Below are 16,128 nucleotides of genomic sequence, written 5' to 3'. Positions count from 1 at the left end.
CCCGGGCGGTCGTGCCGGTGGCGGCCCGGCCGGCGCGGCCGTGGAAGGTCGGGGCTACGTGGTCCGCGGCGACCCGGACCCCTGGTCCGGGAGTGCTGGGTTCACGGAAGCAGTGGGCCGCGTCGTACGCGTACTCGCTGACGTGTACCAGGTCGGGCAGTCATCCCGTCATCACGCTGGCCGACCCCGTCATCCGCTTCAACCAGCTGATCACCCTGCCGCAGGCATCCACCGTCGAACAGGGCTTCGCCGAAGAAGCGTGGCAGGCCGCCGCGCCGACCTTCAACTTCAAGATCCCCGGCCCCCACTTCGAGGACCTCGCCCGCACCTTCACTCGCCGCTATGCCCACACCCTGCTTCCCGGCGGCCTGCCCGGCCCGGTCGGCACCACCGAAGTGGCCGACCCGGCAACCCGCACCAAGCACGAGGTCGACGTCATCGCCCTGGCCCTGGACGAGCGTCCGCAGGCCCCCCGCGCCCGGATCGCCCTCCTCGGCGAGGCCAAGGCCACCGCCGCCCGCCGCGGCACTGGAGACCTGCTGGAACGCATCCGTACCCTGCTCACCGACCAGGGTCACGACACCACGTGCACCACCCTGGCCCTGTTCTCCCTGCACGGCTTCTCCCCGGACCTGATCGAGTCCGCGGCCGGCCGCGACGATCTGCTCCTGGCCGACCTGGCGACTCTCCACGGAGTCGGGTAGCTCCCAGTCCTGTGGTGATGTCACCGGCGGGCCCAGCGGCGCAGTGGGAGTGCCCGTGCACAGCAGTGGCGCGTCGCTGCGTGTCAGCCGCAGCCGGTTCACGACGGCCACGGCGAGCCGGTACCGATGGACAGTCGGCCGGGGCGTCGGCGCTCGTTGAGGTCGCCGGCGACCGCGCGGTCGAGGTCGTGCTGTGCCCCGTCCACCGGAGGCTTGCAGAAGAGGCCAACGACAGAGCCCCGTGGGAGTCCGGCGTGGATGCGCTGAGGAGGGAGACGGCCTGGTCGTAGGCGCTGGTCTTCTTGGCGGCGATGTGCGCCTCGATCCTCTGCCGGGCTGATTCGGCCTCGCCCGCGAGGGCGGTCAGGCGCTGGGCGCGGGCGGTGGTCCGTTCGTGTTCGGCGCGCTGCCGGCGGTGCGCCGTGTGTGGGCGGCGTCCAGGAGTTGGGCGGCGGAGCGGCGCCCGGGGACCGTGGTGGGTGCGTCGGTGCCGTGCAGGCGGTGCAGGAGTCCGGTGCGCAGCCCGCGCTGGGCGAGATCCTCACCGGCGGTGACTTCTACGGAGGCGAGGCGGTCGGGGCCTTCGCCCGGCCGCTGGTGCTTACCGGGCCGGGTCCGGCACCCGATGCCAGGGCGCAGGCCCGGTCAGGGTCCTGCCGAACTTCGACGTCGTGGCACTCGACGGCCTGGCCCGGCCGAGGCGCTGCTGCTCGACGCGTTCGCGACCCGGTCCGCCGACCATGCCCGGACGCTGTCCACCGCCTCCCCGCTGACGGCCCTCCACGCAGGCCGCGGACCGGAGGAACTGCGCCGCTTCCCGACCGGGAGCAGCCCAGGAGACGAACCACGCCCATCTCTCCCGCCCCTGACCGGAGTTCATGCCCACCCACCCACAGGACACCGATGATCGACATCACCGTCCACAACGGACGCCGACTGCTTCACAGGCTCTAACGGTCGTCTCAGGTTCGCTCATTAGGAAGTAGGCCATCGGACAAGCGATGCAACCCGTATGCAGGAGGCCAGTGATGGTAGTCGACGAAGCGCCGGCCGGTCGGTTGGCAGGCCGGTGGGTGCCGTGGATGGTGATTGGCTTGTGGTTGGTGCTGGCGGCGTTCATGGTGCCGCTGAGCGGAAAGTTGAGTTCGGTCACCACCGACAGTGCCGCGGACACCCTGCCGGCCGGCGCCGAGTCCACCAAGGTCGCGGTACTGGAGGACAGTCTCCCCGACGGTGACGACAACACGTTCGTCTTCGTGTACCACCGCGCCGGCGGCATGACCGACGCCGACCGCGCGACGGTCGAGCGCCACTACGACACCCTTGCCAAGCGGTACCCGCCGAAGGTGGCGGCCCCGGCCGGCGGCGACGACGAGGGCCCACCGACGAGCCCCTCCACCGACGGCAAGGCGATGATGTTCAACCTCGAGGTGAGCACGGCCTACGGCGCACCGGAGGACATCGTCGGCCCGCTGCGGGACGCCGCGAAGGACCGCCCCGCCGGCCTGGAACTCGACGTGACCGGCCCGGGCGCGATCGACGGCGACATGGATGCCGTCTTCGACGGCATCGACGTGCAGGTCCTTCTCACCACCATCGTCGTCGTCACGCTCCTGCTCATCCTCACCTACCGCAGCCCGGTGTTGTGGATCATCCCGCTGGTGGCCGTGGGCGCGGCCGCACTGACCTCGATGGGGACCGTCTACCTGCTCGTCAAGGGCTTCGGCATCGTGGTCAACGACCAGAACTCGGCGCTGCTGACGATCCTGGTGTTCGGCGTCGGCACGGACTACGCGCTGTTGCTCATCGCCCGATATCGGGAGGCACTGCACCACCACGAGAATGTCCGGGTCGCGATGGTCCACGCGCTGCGCTCCGCGGCGCCGGCCATCGTCGCGTCCGCGGCCACCGTGATCGCCGGCCTGCTCTGCCTGCTCGTCGCGGACCTGAACAGCACCAGCGGGTTGGGCCCGATCGGCGCGGCCGGCATCCTGTGCGCGCTGGTGGCCATGCTGACGCTGTTCCCGGCGGTGCTCGTGGTGCTCGGCAGGCGGATCTTCTGGCCGGCCATCCCGCGATTCAGCACGGCCGTGGAGGAGAAGCCGGGGCTGTGGGGACGGCTCGGCACCGCCATCAGCCGCCGCCGGTGGGTGGCGACGCTCGGCTCGCTCGGAGTCCTCGGCGTGCTCGCCCTCGGGCTGGCGGGCAACACCGGCAACCTGCGGGAGCAGGACCAGTTCCTGTCAGCGCCGGAGTCGGTCACCGGCTTCACCGTTCTCCGCCGGCACTTCCCGGAGCTCGGCGGCCAGCCGATGACGATCTTCACGCGGCCGGCGCACCAGGAGCGGGTGCTCGACATCGTCAAGGACACGCGCGGTGTGGCCCTGGCCGTCCCGGAGCAGACCAGCGGTGACTGGGTCAACATCTCCGTGTTCCCGAAGGACGCGCCGGACACCGCCGCGGAGTACGACACGATCAAGCGGGTGCGCACCGCCGTGCACGCGGTGAGCGGGGCGGAGGCGATCGTCGGCGGGCCGAGTGCGGAGAACCTCGACACCGAGGTGACCACCAAGCGCGACGAGAAGCTGGTGATCCCGCTGGTGCTCGCCGTCGTCCTGATCGTCCTCGGACTGCTGCTGCGCGCGATCCTGGCCCCGCTGGTCCTGATGGCCACCGTGATCGTCTCATTCACCGCGGCCTTCGGCGGCAGCGTGTTCGTCTTCGACACGATCCTCGGGTTCAAGGGCGTCGACTATTCGGTGCCGCTGCTGGCATTCCTGTTCCTGGTGGCGCTCGGCGTCGACTACAACATCTTCCTGGCCAGCCGGGCCCGGGAGGAGACCGTGCGCCTCGGCACCGGGGAGGGCATGCTCAAAGCCCTCTCCGCCACCGGTGGCGTCATCACCTCGGCAGGCCTGGTCCTGGCGGCAACGTTCGCGGTCCTCGCCACACTTCCGCTGGTGATGCTGATCGAGGTCGGGTTCCTGGTCGCCTTCGGCGTGCTCCTCGACGCTCTGCTGGTGCGGTCGGTCCTGGTGCCCGCCCTCACCCTGCTGATCGGCCGGCGGATGTGGTGGCCGAGCCGGCTGTCCCGTCCAGCGGCGGAGCTGCCGGACGGTCAGCAGTCGCTCGCCGACGAAGAGGAGTCCGCGCTTCAACGGTGAGGGCGGCGGCACGGACGAGATCCGGGACGGGGACCCAGGCCCGTCCCGGATCTTTTCACGGCCCGACGGCCGCCGCCCTTCGGTCCCGTGCCACGCGCCGGGGCCGGTGTCGGCGTACGCCTGAGCGTGCTCAACCCCGTACAGGTGAACGTGCTCAGTTGATGATGCGCTGACCACGGGTTCCCGTCGGTCCGCAGTGGACGGTCGACGGCGTCAGACGGCCGGGCACTCCTCATGCCACCTTGATGACAACCTTGCCCGAGGCGTGACCGTTCTCGACGGCGGCGAGGGCGGCCGGGGCGTCGGAGAGCGGATGGACCGCGGTGACGACGGGTGCGAGGAGTCCGTCGAGGGCCAGCCGGGCCGACCGCTCCAGGTTCTCGCGGTCGACGCGACGCTCGACGAAACGCCCACCGAGACCGGGCACGGACACATCACCCACCGCGATGACGTTGCGGGGATCCTGGGCCAGCGGAGCGACCGTCCGCAGCGAGGTGCCTCCGACCAGGTCGACGATCCCGTCGAAGCCGTCCGGAACCAGCTCGCGTGCCGCGGCGGCGACGTCCTCGGCCGTGTAGTCGATGAACCGCACCCCGATGGCCTCGGCGTGCTCGCGTTTGGCGGTACTCCCGGTGCCGATCACACGCAGCTCGCGCCCGATGGCCAGCCGGGCGACGGCGAGGCCGACCCCGCCCCCGACCCCGTTGACCAGGACCGTGGCACCGGCCGGGAGACCGAGCTGGTCGAGCACGTCCACCGCGGTCGTCCCGGCCACTGGCAGCGTTGCCGCCACGGTCGCGGACAGACCCTCCGGGATGCGCGCGGTGTTCGGCGCGGACAGCACCGTCGTCTCGGCGTAGGTGCCGCCACCGGTGAGCGCGAAGCCGAAGACCGCGTCACCCACCTCGAGCCCGTCGACGTCCTCGCCCCGGGCGAGAACCGTTCCGGCTGCCTCCATCCCCAGCACGCGGGGAAACGGACGCCCGCCGTCGAGCCCGTCGGCCAGACCCGAGCGCAGCACGTGGTCGAGGGGATTCACGCCGGCCACGTCGACCCGGATCAGCACCTCACCGCGACCGGGGACGGGATCGGGACGATCGAAGAACTCCTGCACCTCGGGCCCGCCATACCTGCCGAAACCCCACGCCTGCCCCATCTTCCGCCGCCTCTCGTACGACCGACCCGGTGATTCCGGGCGGTGTCGCCATCCTCACCTCTGACATTGACGTGAGGGGCAACCGGCTGAGACGCAGATCACAGCATCAGGCCGACCGTGCCACCGGTTCCGGGGCCGTGGACAGCTCCGCCCGGTGCCGACTGTTGGCCCTGATCAGCACGTCGAGTGCATTCCGGGTCTCGGTCAGGTGCGCGATGTCGGCGTCGATCCGGTCGCGCTCGCGCATCATCGCCGTGAACGTCTCCTCGGCGACGTCCAGGTCACCCGGGACGTCCACACACGGCAGCACAGTCGCGATCACCCGGCTGGACATACCCGCGTCGAACAGCTGTCGGATGAGCGACACGCGCTGGACCGCGGCATCGGAATAGTGACGCTGCCCGGCGCCGGAGCGTGAGCTGGTCAGCAGGCCCTGCTCTTCGTAGTACCGCAGTGAGCGCGGACTCACGCCCGTGCGCTTGGACAACTCGCCTATCCGCATCCCCGAGAGCCTACGCCCGCGTCTCCAAGTTCGGACCGCCGGCAAGTCATCGACGCCCGCGGACACCTCCACGGCCGCAAGGCCGTCGTCCCGGTCTCACGACCGAGCACCTCAGTACGCCGACAGCCGGGGCCGGCGCATCGCGGTGTCCCGCCCCGAGGGTGAGCCGCGCGGGGCCATGCCCGAGGGCCACCGTTTTTTGTCCTGCGCCGCACCGCCGGGGCGGGTCAGCGCACCGCGGTGTCCTCCCCGGCGGTGAGCCGTGCGATCGGGTCGGGCGGGGCCGAGGCCGGAAGGCCGACCCGGAGCAGCGCGCCACCGCGTGCGGAGCGGGTGACGGTGGCCCGGCCGCCGTGGGCGTCGACGACCCGCTGCACGATCGACAGCCCCAGGCCGGATCCCGGCAACGCCCGGGCGCTGTCGGCACGGTAGAACCGGTCGAACACCCGCGGTACGTCGGCGGCGTCGATGCCCGGCCCGGCGTCGTCGACCTCGAGCACCGCCGACGCGCCCTCGGCACGGAGCCGGACCTGGACCGGCTGGTCCGCGGGGGACCACTTGCCGGCGTTGTCGATCAGGTTGAGCACCGCCCGCTGGAGCGCAGCGGGACGCCCGCTCACCCACACGGAGGTCACTTCGAGCGCGACCTCGATGTCGGGCACGCGGGAACGCGCCCGGGTCGCGGCGGCCACCACCACGTCGGCGAGGTCGAGCAGCTCGGTGTTCTCGTCGCTGACGTCGCCGCGCGCCAGGTCGGTCAGCTCGGCGGAAAGGGTGCTCAACTCGGCCACCTGGGCGCCGAGATCGTTGAGCAGCCGGGTCCGGCTCTCCGCCGGCAGTGCGCTGTCCAGGGTGCCGCGCCGATCGAGCCGGATCAGCAGCTCGACGTTGAGGCGCAGGCTGGTGAGCGGGGTCTTGAGCTCGTGGGCGGCGTCCTCGGCGAGCAGCTGCTGGGCCCGCCGGGAGTCCCGGAGCGCGGCGAGCATGTCGTTGATCGACTGGATCAGCCGCCGGATCTCCCCACCGCCCTCGTCCGGGATGCCGGCGTCGAGATCCCGGGTGTGCGCGACACGTACCGCGGCGGCGGTCAGCCGGTCGATCGGCGCCAGCCCGGTCCGCGCCACGGTCCGCCCGACAAGGGCGCCGCCGGCCACGCAGAACAGCCCGATCAGCAGCATGCCGAACCCGAACCGGTTGATCGGGCTGTCGTCGGCGACGCGGGCCACCTGAACCGCGCCGTCGCCCGCCCGCAGCGTGTAGATGAGGTAGCCCTCTTCGCTGTCGTTCGACTCCATCAGGTCGGCCGACGCGCCCTGCGCCACGCGCCCGGCGTGCTCGCTGACGGGGGGCAGCGCGGGTTGGCCGGCCGGCGTCCGGGTCGAGCCGTCGGGCAGGATGACCCGCACCAGCCGACCGGATCCGGGATACGGCGGTAGCTGGACCTGCGCCGGACCGGCGCGCTGCGCGTTCGTCGCCAGGACGCGGGAGTCGGCGCGCAGCTGATTCTCGGCGGTGTCCCGCAGCTCCCGGTCCAGTAGCTCGCTGGCCACCTGGAAGGCCACGAAAACGCTGACCGCGATGGCCGTCGCCGCGATCACCGTCAGCCTGGTCCGCAGGGACCTCCGGCGCCACCATCGGGTCAGCCGGCGCGCTTCCCGGTCGGCGGGCCTGCTCACGGAGGAGTCTCCCGCAACGCGTATCCCAGGCCGCGCAGCGTGTAGATCAATCGCGGCTCACCCTCGGCCTCCATCTTGCGGCGCAGGTAGCTCACGTACACCTGGAGGTTGTTGGCGGTGGCGCTCATGTCGAAACCCCAGATCGCCTCGAACAGCACGTCGCGGGTCAAGACCCGGGTCGCGTTGCGCAGGAGGACCTGCAGGAGGGAGAACTCGGTCCGGGTCAGGCGCAGCGGCCGCCCGCCCCGCCACGCCTCGAACCTGTCGGGATCGAGCCGGACGTCGGCGAACGACAGGATCTGCGACTCCCCGTCGGCCGGCGTGCGCCGGCGCAGCAGGGCCCGCACCCGGGCCAGCAACTCCTCGGTGGCGAACGGCTTGGGCAGGTAGTCGTCGGCGCCCGCGTCCAGCCCCGTGACCCGGTCGGAGACCTGGTCACGGGCGGTCAGCATCAGCACCGGCAGATCCCGACCCGCGGCCCGCAACCGCCGGCAGGTCTCCAACCCGCCGAGGCGGGGCATCATCACGTCGAGGATCAGCAGATCCAGCGTGTCACCGTCGGCCCCACCAACCCCGTCGAGCACGGCGAGACCGTTGGCGACGGTGCTGGTGTCGTAACCCTCGACCTGGAGCACCCGCTCCAGCGACTCACGGATGGCCGCTTCATCGTCCGCGATCATGATCCGCACGCCGGCCCGCCCCCTTCCGGTCGATGCCTTTGCCGCTCATCGTCCCTGATCAACCTGAGACCAGGATAAGAACCCGCACTCATCTGCCGGCGGCGACTGCGCGTCGTGTGGGAGTGTCATGAACCAGGTGGGACCTTCACCGGAAGGGACACCTGATGACGATCCAGAAGACTCACTCTCTCGAGACGGTGGGCGGCGTGTCGCTTGCCTCCGGCGGTGCGTCCGCGGACGGTGCGGACATGAGGAGAACGCAGGAGTCGGTGGACGGGCTGAGCCCGGTCCTGCTGGACGCACTGACGCTGCTTGCCCAGGACGGGGTCCGCGGCGGCGGGCCGAGGCCGGTCGGTGAGGACGGTTCGGGGCGCCGCAGGCCGAACAGGCCGCGGATCGGCCACCACGACAAGGGGCACGAAAGCTTCGCCGGCGCCACCGGGCCCACGGCTCATCCCCCGAAGGCGGTACCGCCTGTCACCATTCCCCGTTCCGGCCGCCGGCGTCATCCATCGTCCCGGCGCAGCAGGTGGGGGCGCTCCGGACCGCCGGGAGGAAGAGATCGCACGGGCGGTGGATCATGCCGTCCCACTCTCCGGGTACCGTGAAGGCATGAGTCATCCGCACCCCGAGCTGAAAGCCGCCCCGCCCCTTCCCGAGGGAGGGCTGCGAGTCATCGCCCTGGGCGGCTTGGGCGAGATCGGCCGCAACATGACCGTCTTCGAGCACGCCGGCAAGCTGCTCATCGTCGACTGCGGCGTGCTGTTCCCCGAGGAGACCCAGCCCGGTGTGGATGTGATCCTGCCGGACTTCACCTCGATCCGGGACCGGCTGGACGATGTCGTGGCCGTGGTACTCACCCATGGCCACGAGGACCACATCGGCGGCGTGCCGTACCTGTTGCGCGAGCGGTCCGACATTCCCGTCGTCGGCTCCAAGCTGACGCTGGCGTTCCTGGAGGCCAAGCTCAAGGAGCACGGCATCCGGCCGCGCACGGTCCGGGTGCGGGAGGGCGACCGGCGCGGTTTTGGGCCCTTCGACTGCGAGTTCGTGGCGGTCAACCACTCCATCCCCGACAGTCTCGCGGTCGCGATCCGCACCCGGGCCGGGATGGTGCTGCACACCGGCGACTTCAAGATGGACCAGTTCCCCCTCGACGACCGCATCACCGATCTGCGTGCCTTCGCCCGCCTCGGTGAGGAGGGCGTGGACCTGTTCCTCACCGACTCCACCAACGCCGAAGTGCCCGGCTTCACCACCTCCGAGCGTGAGCTGAACCCGGCGATCGAGCAGGTGATGCGCACCGCGCCGCGCCGGGTCATCGTCTCCAGCTTCGCCAGCCATGTGCACCGCATCCAGCAGGTCCTGGACGCCGCCCACCAGCACGGCCGCAAGGTCGCCTTCGTCGGCCGGTCGATGGTCCGCAACATGGGCATCGCCCGTGATCTGGGTTATCTGAAGGTCCCCTCCGGTCTGGTCGTGAGCACGAAGGAGCTGGAGAGGCTCCCGGACCACAAGGTCACTCTGGTGTGCACCGGCTCCCAGGGCGAACCGATGGCCGCACTGTCGCGGATGGCCAACCGCGACCACATGATCCGCATCGGCAAGGGCGACACCGTCCTGCTCGCCAGCTCCCTCATCCCCGGCAACGAGAACGCCATCTACCGGGTGATCAACGGACTCACCCGGTGGGGCGCCCACGTGGTCCACAAGGGCAACGCCAAGGTGCACGTCTCCGGGCACGCCAGCGCCGGCGAGCTCGTCTACTGCTACAACATCGTCAAACCCCGCAACGTCATGCCGGTGCACGGCGAATGGCGCCACCTGCGGGCCAACGGCGACCTCGCCATCCGTACCGGTGTCGACCCCGACCGGGTCGTCATCGCCGAGGACGGCGTCGTCGTCGACCTCGTCGACGGGCGCGCGTCCATCACCGGCAAGGTCCCCGCCGGCAACGTCTACGTGGACGGCATGGAAGTCGGTGGCGCCACCGAAGCGTCCCTCAAGGACCGCCTCACCCTCGCGGAGGAAGGCGTCGTCACGGTGGTGGCGATCGTCGACGCGGACACCGGCGCCCTCGCCGAGGCCCCCGACTTCCTGGCCCGCGGCTTCGTCCACGACGACGCCACCTTCGAGCCGGTCGTCCCCGTCATCGAGAAGACCCTGGCCACCGCGGCCGAGGAAGGCGTCGGGGACGCGCGCCAGCTCGAACAGCTCATCGCCCGTGCCGTGGCGAACTGGGCGTTCCGCACCCACCGCCGCAAGCCCCTCATCATCCCCGTCATCATCGACGCCTGAGCCACAGCCCGGCAGCCGTCCGGGGCCGGGTGCCGATGCGTACGAGGTGAAGAGGCCGGCCACGAGTTCCTCGTGGCCGGCCTCTTCACCGGCCCGCCGGGTCGGCCTGTACGAGCCGCCGTGCGCACGGTCGCACACCGGCCGCGTCGTATGCGTCGACCACGACCCGGTCCTGCGGGCGTACGACGTCCTCCGGCCTGGCACAGGCCGGCACGTCGGCCGGTACCTCACAGACGGCGGTGACCTTCCCCGCTGCCCACGACACCTCGTCCTGCGTGGCGAGGCTGTCGGACCGGTCCGCGCCGCCCGCCACCGCACCGCGAACGCTGGTCGCCCCCTGCCGGGCTCCGCCTGCGCGAACAGACCGAGAGCGAGCCGCCGGGCACCGTCGTCCGTGTCATCGCCACCGGCCCCGCGGCGCCGCTCGGCCAGCCGGCCTGCACCGCCCTCCCGCGTGAGATCCGGCGGCGGATCCGGCCGGACAATCCGCAGGAGCGGCTGGACAAGGAGATCCTCCCGCACGGCCGCGCCGCGGGAGGGGCTCCCAGCCGCACCGACGTGGTCGGCGTCTTCCCCGATCGCACCGCCGTCGTCCGGCTCGTCGGCGCGGTGCCGGCCGAGCAGAACGACGAATGGACCGAGGCCCGCCGCCGCACGGGCCGTGACCTCCTCGCCAAGAACCGACTCCACCCGGTCGGGCCAGGAGCCGACGACCCCACCCTGCCCACCGAACTCCCCGCACAGCCTCGAAACGAGATCACCGAGTGGCCGTCGACGCACCACCCCGGCGGACGTGACCCCACCGACACGACTGCCGGACGATCGGCTGCGCCCCGGTGCGTCCGGCGTGGGCGTACCCCCGGTCACCCCACGTGACGGACTAGGGACCGGGCCTTTGACCCTGTCGCCGCGGGGCCGATACGGTCTTGATCATTGCCGTTGATCACCACGCGGCCCATTGATGTGGACGGACGGTTTCGCGTTTTTCGAAGCAGGAGTTGACGGTGCCGACTTTCTATGTGCTGGGAAAACTTGAAGCTCGCTCTCCCGTCGGCCGGGTGAGCCTGTCCGGCGGAGTCCAGCGCGTGTTCTTCCAGGTGCTGTTGGCGAGCGAGGGCCGGATGGTGTCGACGGAGGCACTCGTCGACGAATTGTGGGGGGAATCGCCGCCCGGCGGAGTGGTCAACGCGCTGCACGCCCAGGTGAGCCGGCTCCGCAAGAGACTCGGCGTGCTGGAGCCCTGGCGGGAGACCTCACGGCTCACCAAGAACGCCAACGGATACCAGCTCGTCATGGCGGAGGAGGAACTCGACGCCGCGCTTTTCGTCCGTTCCGTGCGTACGGCGCAGACGATGGTGTATTCCGACCCGGCCGCCGCCTCGGAAACCCTGCGCGCGGCGCTGCTGATGTGGCAGGGACCCGTATTCGGCGGAGGGTCCGGAGGCATCCTCTGCCAGGCCGCGGCACGGCGGTACGAGGAGTACCGGATCGGTGCGCTGGAGGCCTACTTCGAGAGTCGGCTCGCGCTCGGCAACCATGTGGAGATCCTCGGCGAGTTGAGCGAGACGCACGCCGAGAACCCGCTGCGGGAACGCTTCTGCGAGCAGCTCATGATCGCCCTCTACCGGGCGGGGCGTCAGGCCGAGGCGCTGCAGACGTACCGGTGGATGCGCTCCCGGCTCACCCGGGAACTGGGCATCGAGCCGTCCCCGGTGCTGCGCCGCACCGAGCAGGCGATCCTCCGTCACGACGCCCAAGCGCTCGCCGGGCGTTGTCACGGCCCGCTCTCACCGGAGGTCCGGCACCGGCACGCCTCGTAGCCCGGCGGGATTCCCCCGGCGTACGCCCGGGCCGGACCCGGGGCGCAGGCGGCACGCGCGGACAGCAGCGGGCCGGGGACCGGCCGGGCGATGCCGGGCTCCAGGCCCAGGGGACGCACCGAGCGCTCCCGGTCCGGCGCGTACGTCTCGGGGCACGGATACGCCACGCACGCACCGTCCGTCGGCGTGCGGGCGGTCCTCGGCTCCCGGCCGCCGGCCGGCCGGTCGCCCCGGAACCACTCCGGGAAGGCCCCCCGGGAGCCGCCGTGCCGCACGGGCGTGATCTCCAGGGCGCCTTCGACGCCCGGTTCGCGTGTCCTCACGGGGCCGTCCTTCCTGCGAGCGTGACGGGTCCGCCGTCAGATCCGGATCTGCACGCTGCTGTGGTCGCCGAGGACCAGCCGGTGGCTCTTGGGCGCCTCCCGGGCCGCGGTGACCCGGGCCCGGCGGCCGATGAGCGAGGCCTGGATGCGGTGGACCCCCTCGATGGAGGCGTCGGCGAGGACGATCGAGTACTCGATCTCGCTGCCGCTGATCCGGCAGCCCTCGGCGACCGAGGTGAAGGGGCCGATGTAGGTGTCGGTGATACAGGCGTCCGCCCCGATCACCGCCGGCCCCACGATGTGTGAATTGCGCACCCGGGCCCCCGGGGCGATGCTGACGCGGCCCACGATCTCGCTGCTCTCGTCCACGTCCCCGCCCTCGCACCGCTCGATGCCCTCGAGCACGCGCCGGTTCACGTCCAGCATGTCGGCGACGTTGCCGGTGTCCTTCCAGTAGCCGGTGACCAGCGAGGAGTTGACCGCCCGGCCCTGGTCGATGAGCCACTGCAGCGCGTCGGTGATCTCCAGCTCTCCCCGCGCGGAGGGCCGGACGGCCCGCACCGCGTCGTGGACGGACGGAGTGAACAGGTAGACGCCGACCAGCGCCAGGTCGCTCTTGGGGAACTCCGGTTTCTCCACCAGGTTCACGACGCGGCCGTCTTCGTCGAGTTCGGCGACCCCGAAGGAGGACGGGTCGGAGACCTGGGTGAGCAGGATCCGGGCGTCCGGGCGCTCCCGGTGAAATTCCCGGACGAGCGGGTCGATGCCGTCCACGATGAAGTTGTCACCGAGATGCATGAGGAAGTCGGAATCACCCAGGAAGTCGCGGGATATCAGCACCGCGTGACCGAGCCCGAGGGGCTTTTCCTGGTGGATGTAGGTGATGTCCAGCCCGAACGAGGAGCCGTCGCCCACGGCCTGGCGTATCTCCTCGGCGGTGTCTCCGACGACGAGGCCCACATCGGTGATGCCGGCCTCGGCCATGGATTCCAGGACGTAGAAGAGAACGGGCTTGTTCGCGACGGGCACGAGCTGCTTGGGTGACGTGTGGGTGAAGGGGCGCATTCTGGTACCCGATCCACCCGACAGGACCAAACCCTTCACGGCGCCTCCTGATGTCCGGAACATGCCTGCTCGGTCTGTGGAGTTCTCACTGTGGGGGATTCTCCTCACACCCCTCTGACGCCTCCCTGACGGCTCCCTGACCACGAGCTGATGCGGGACTGACGGGGTGTGGTTTTTACCTGTCAGGTAATGGATGCGGGGACACGGAAATTGCTGGAATGGGCAGCGGAGAAGGAAAAATGGAAGGGGAAATGATCCATGCGAGTACTCATTGCCGCCACCCCCGGAATAGGTCACGTCTTCCCGACCGTCCCCCTCGCCTGGGCGCTGCGGCTGGCGGGGCACGAGGTGCTGGTCGCCACAGGGGGCGACGCCCTGGCGGTGAAGGACGCCGGCCTCGCGGTGTATGACGTGTGTCCGGGCACCGACGCGGTGAAGCTGGCCATGGAGACCTTCGGCGCGCACCCCGAACTGGCCGCCGAGTGGGGCACCACCGACCGCTCCGACTTCGAGGCCAACCAGCGCTTCTACGGGCGGCTGATGAGCCACCAGACGGACCTCGTCGACCGCTACGTCCGCGTCGCCGAGGACTGGCGCCCGGATCTCGTCGTGCACTCCGCCCTCAGCGCCCCCGGCCTCATCGCCGCCGCCCGGGTGGGTGTGCCCGCGGTGGAGCACGGGTACGGAGTCTTCCGCAGCCGGCAGTACACCGAGCGGGTCCGCCACTGGAACGCCGAGCTGTTCGACCGCTACGGCGTCGACCTGCCGGAGCGCAGGGAGGCCATCGACGTGGCCCCGCTCAGCCTGGTCGACGGTGTCGCCTCGGGCTGGTCCATGCGCTACCTGCCGTACAACGGCGGCTGCGTGCTGCCCGACTGGCTCGGCGACGACACCGGCCGTCCCCGGATCGCCGTGACCCTCGGCACCACGGCGCCCGCCTTCGACGGGCTCGGACAGCTCGACCGGGTCCTCGAGCTGGCGCCCGACGTCGACGCCGAGTTCGTGCTCGCCCTGGGCGACGTCGACACCGGCAAGCTCGGTCCGCTCGCCGACAACGTCCGGCTCGTCGACTGGGTCCCGATGAACCTGCTGCTCCGCAGCTCCGCGGGACTGATCCACCACGGCGGTTCCGGCACGACCCTGGCCGCGCTGGACGCCGGGGTGCCGCAGATCCTCATGCCCGACGAGGGCGACCGGCACGTCAACGCCGCCGCCGTCGCCGACCGCGGCGCGGGCCTGTCCGTCGACAGCAGCCGGCTGGCCAAGGAGAGCATCGACGCCCTGCTGCACGACGGGGCACTGCGCGCGGCGGCGGGCGAGGTGCAGGCGGAGATGCGGTCCATGCCCGCCCCGTCGACGCTGGTCCCGAGGCTTGAGGAACTGGCCGGCGAGTGAGGACGGCGCACTCCCGGGGCGGCTGACGCCCCGGGAGCTCCGCAGCGGGCGGTGCGCCGCGCTCCGGGGCCTTTGCCCGGCGCCGCACCGGAGCACGGCACCGGGCCGCACGGGAGGGTGCCAGGGGCGCCGGGTGCGGCATCGGCACGTCGACACGGTGACACAAGGAGCGGTACATCATGCGCATTCTCGTCACGGGCGGAGCCGGGTTCATCGGGTCGGCGTTCGTCCGGGGACTGCTGGAGCGGGACGCGGCACGGGTGACGGTGCTCGACGCCCTCACCTACTCGGGTGACCGGGCCAACCTGGAACCGGTCGCCGGACGGCCCGGCCACACCTTCGTGCACGGCGACATACGTGACGCCGGCACCGTCGACGAGGTGATGGCGGGCCACGACGCGGTGGTCCACTTCGCCGCGGAGTCCCACGTGGACCGGTCGATCACCGACGCCTCGCCCTTCGTCACCACCAATGTGCTCGGCACCCAGGTCCTGCTGGACGCCGCACGCAAGCACGGTGTGGGCAGGTTCGTGCACGTCTCCACGGACGAGGTGTACGGCTCGGTCGAGAAGGGGTCCTGGACGGAGGAGCAGCCCGTCGCCCCCTCGTCGGCCTACTCCGCCACCAAGGCCGCCTCCGACCTCCTGGCCCTGGCGTACCACCGCACCCACGGCATGGACGTGGTGGTGACCCGCTGCTCCAACAACTACGGCCCGTACCAGTTCCCGGAGAAACTGATCCCGCTCTTCGTCACCCGGCTGCTCGACGGCGGACGCGTGCCGTTGTACGGCGACGGCGGCCATGTACGCGAATGGCTGCACGTGGAGGACCACTGCCGGGGCGTGGAACTCGTCCTGCACAAGGGGCGGCCCGGCCGGGTCTACCACATCGGCGGCGGCACGGAGCTCAGCAACCGCGAGATCGCCGGGCGTCTGCTCGCCGCGTGCGGGGCGGACTGGAGCTCCGTCGACCTCGTCGCCGACCGCAAGGGCCACGACCGCCGCTACGCCCTGTGCGCCGACCGGATCCGGGAGGAGCTGGGGTTCGAGCCGCGGATCGGCTTCGAGGACGGGCTGGCGCGGACGGTCGCCTGGTACGCGGAGCACCGGGCGTGGTGGGACCGGGCCGGCCGGAACGCCCGTACGACGGTACGGACATGACGCGCCGGCTGGTGACGGGCGCGACGGCCTGGTACGACCTCGCCCGCGCGGTGCCGGAGACGACGGGCGGTGACCTGGGCGCGGCGGCCCGGGGGGTGCCCCCGCCCGCGCCGCGAACCCCCGAACCCCCGGCCCGCAGCACACCCCCCCGCGCACGCCGCGCAGCCCCCCCCCCCGCCCCCCCC

The 16,128-nt window shown here is 71.3% G+C and carries 13 protein-coding genes and 2 pseudogenes; 8 read left to right on the top strand and 7 right to left on the bottom strand.

Annotated features, from left to right (window positions below; all coding sequences use genetic code 11):
* Window positions 1-161: 161 nt before the first annotated feature.
* Window positions 162-704: pseudogene (locus ACFXAE_RS10530) on the top strand (ATP-binding protein); the annotation flags it as partial.
* A 1,082-nt stretch (window positions 705-1,786) separates the two neighbouring features.
* Window positions 1,787-3,868: an MMPL family transporter gene (locus tag ACFXAE_RS10525; RefSeq protein WP_384711123.1), complete on the top strand. Its 2,082-nt coding sequence runs from the start codon at window positions 1,787-1,789 to the stop codon at window positions 3,866-3,868.
* A gap of 232 nt (window positions 3,869-4,100) precedes the next feature.
* Here the strand turns inward: ACFXAE_RS10525 and ACFXAE_RS10520 are convergent, their stop codons facing one another.
* The 4 genes from ACFXAE_RS10520 to ACFXAE_RS10505 all read right to left on the bottom strand — a co-directional run bounded on the left by ACFXAE_RS10520 (window position 4,101) and on the right by ACFXAE_RS10505 (window position 7,891).
* Window positions 4,101-5,024 carry an NADP-dependent oxidoreductase gene (locus tag ACFXAE_RS10520; RefSeq protein WP_384711120.1) on the bottom strand — a complete coding sequence of 308 codons (924 nt, stop codon included), beginning with the start codon at window positions 5,022-5,024 and terminating at the stop codon, window positions 4,101-4,103.
* A gap of 106 nt (window positions 5,025-5,130) precedes the next feature.
* Window positions 5,131-5,526 (bottom strand): MerR family transcriptional regulator, encoded by a 396-nt coding sequence (locus ACFXAE_RS10515; RefSeq protein ID WP_384711118.1) that lies wholly within the window; start codon window positions 5,524-5,526, stop codon window positions 5,131-5,133.
* A 227-nt stretch (window positions 5,527-5,753) separates the two neighbouring features.
* On the bottom strand, window positions 5,754-7,202 hold the full coding sequence (locus ACFXAE_RS10510) for an ATP-binding protein (protein WP_384711115.1): 1,449 nt from the start codon (window positions 7,200-7,202) through the stop codon (window positions 5,754-5,756).
* Window positions 7,199-7,891: a response regulator transcription factor gene (locus ACFXAE_RS10505; protein ID WP_384711112.1), complete on the bottom strand. Its 693-nt coding sequence runs from the start codon at window positions 7,889-7,891 to the stop codon at window positions 7,199-7,201. The genes ACFXAE_RS10510 and ACFXAE_RS10505 overlap by 4 nt, the downstream gene beginning before the upstream one ends.
* A 603-nt stretch (window positions 7,892-8,494) precedes the next feature.
* Between ACFXAE_RS10505 and ACFXAE_RS10500 the strand changes: the two genes are divergently transcribed.
* Window positions 8,495-10,180, top strand: a complete 1,686-nt coding sequence (locus tag ACFXAE_RS10500; RefSeq protein ID WP_384711109.1) for a ribonuclease J — start codon at window positions 8,495-8,497, stop codon at window positions 10,178-10,180.
* A gap of 85 nt (window positions 10,181-10,265) precedes the next feature.
* On the opposite strand, the gene ACFXAE_RS10495 is transcribed toward ACFXAE_RS10500, so the two are convergent.
* Complete coding sequence (locus ACFXAE_RS10495; protein ID WP_384711106.1) at window positions 10,266-10,493, bottom strand: hypothetical protein; 228 nt, start codon at window positions 10,491-10,493, stop codon at window positions 10,266-10,268.
* 122 nt (window positions 10,494-10,615) lie between these two features.
* On the opposite strand from ACFXAE_RS10495, the pseudogene ACFXAE_RS10490 reads away from it, so the two are divergent.
* Together ACFXAE_RS10490 and ACFXAE_RS10485 are read left to right on the top strand one after the other, a co-directional pair.
* A pseudogene (locus ACFXAE_RS10490) lies at window positions 10,616-10,864 on the top strand (transposase); the annotation flags it as partial.
* A gap of 374 nt (window positions 10,865-11,238) precedes the next feature.
* A complete protein-coding gene (locus tag ACFXAE_RS10485) occupies window positions 11,239-12,000 on the top strand; it encodes a BTAD domain-containing putative transcriptional regulator (RefSeq protein ID WP_384711103.1) in 762 nt (253 codons plus the stop codon).
* Here ACFXAE_RS10485 and ACFXAE_RS10480 read toward each other — a convergent pair.
* Window positions 11,955-12,323: a hypothetical protein gene (locus ACFXAE_RS10480; protein ID WP_384711100.1), complete on the bottom strand. Its 369-nt coding sequence runs from the start codon at window positions 12,321-12,323 to the stop codon at window positions 11,955-11,957. The two genes, ACFXAE_RS10485 and ACFXAE_RS10480, sit on opposite strands and share 46 nt — an antisense overlap.
* Before the next feature lie 36 nt (window positions 12,324-12,359).
* Complete coding sequence (locus ACFXAE_RS10475) at window positions 12,360-13,427, bottom strand: glucose-1-phosphate thymidylyltransferase (protein ID WP_384711098.1); 1,068 nt, start codon at window positions 13,425-13,427, stop codon at window positions 12,360-12,362.
* Window positions 13,428-13,646: 219 nt separating this feature from the next.
* Here ACFXAE_RS10475 and ACFXAE_RS10470 point away from each other — a divergent pair, with 219 nt between their 5' ends.
* From ACFXAE_RS10470 to ACFXAE_RS10460, 3 genes are all read left to right on the top strand, one after another.
* Window positions 13,647-14,783, top strand: a complete 1,137-nt coding sequence (locus ACFXAE_RS10470) for a nucleotide disphospho-sugar-binding domain-containing protein (protein WP_384711095.1) — start codon at window positions 13,647-13,649, stop codon at window positions 14,781-14,783.
* Window positions 14,784-14,962: 179 nt separating this feature from the next.
* Window positions 14,963-15,943 carry a dTDP-glucose 4,6-dehydratase gene (rfbB, locus tag ACFXAE_RS10465; RefSeq protein WP_384711093.1) on the top strand — a complete coding sequence of 327 codons (981 nt, stop codon included), beginning with the start codon at window positions 14,963-14,965 and terminating at the stop codon, window positions 15,941-15,943.
* Window positions 15,940-16,128, top strand: a 189-nt coding sequence (locus ACFXAE_RS10460; protein WP_384711090.1) for a hypothetical protein, incomplete at its 3' end; no start/stop codon positions are given. The genes rfbB and ACFXAE_RS10460, both read left to right, overlap by 4 nt.

Source organism: Streptomyces sp. NPDC059454 (genome assembly GCF_042749965.1).
Classification (GTDB): Bacteria; Actinomycetota; Actinomycetes; order Streptomycetales; family Streptomycetaceae; genus Streptomyces.
Note: the sequence above shows the minus strand (reverse complement) of the source record. Positions and strands in the feature narration are given on the sequence as shown.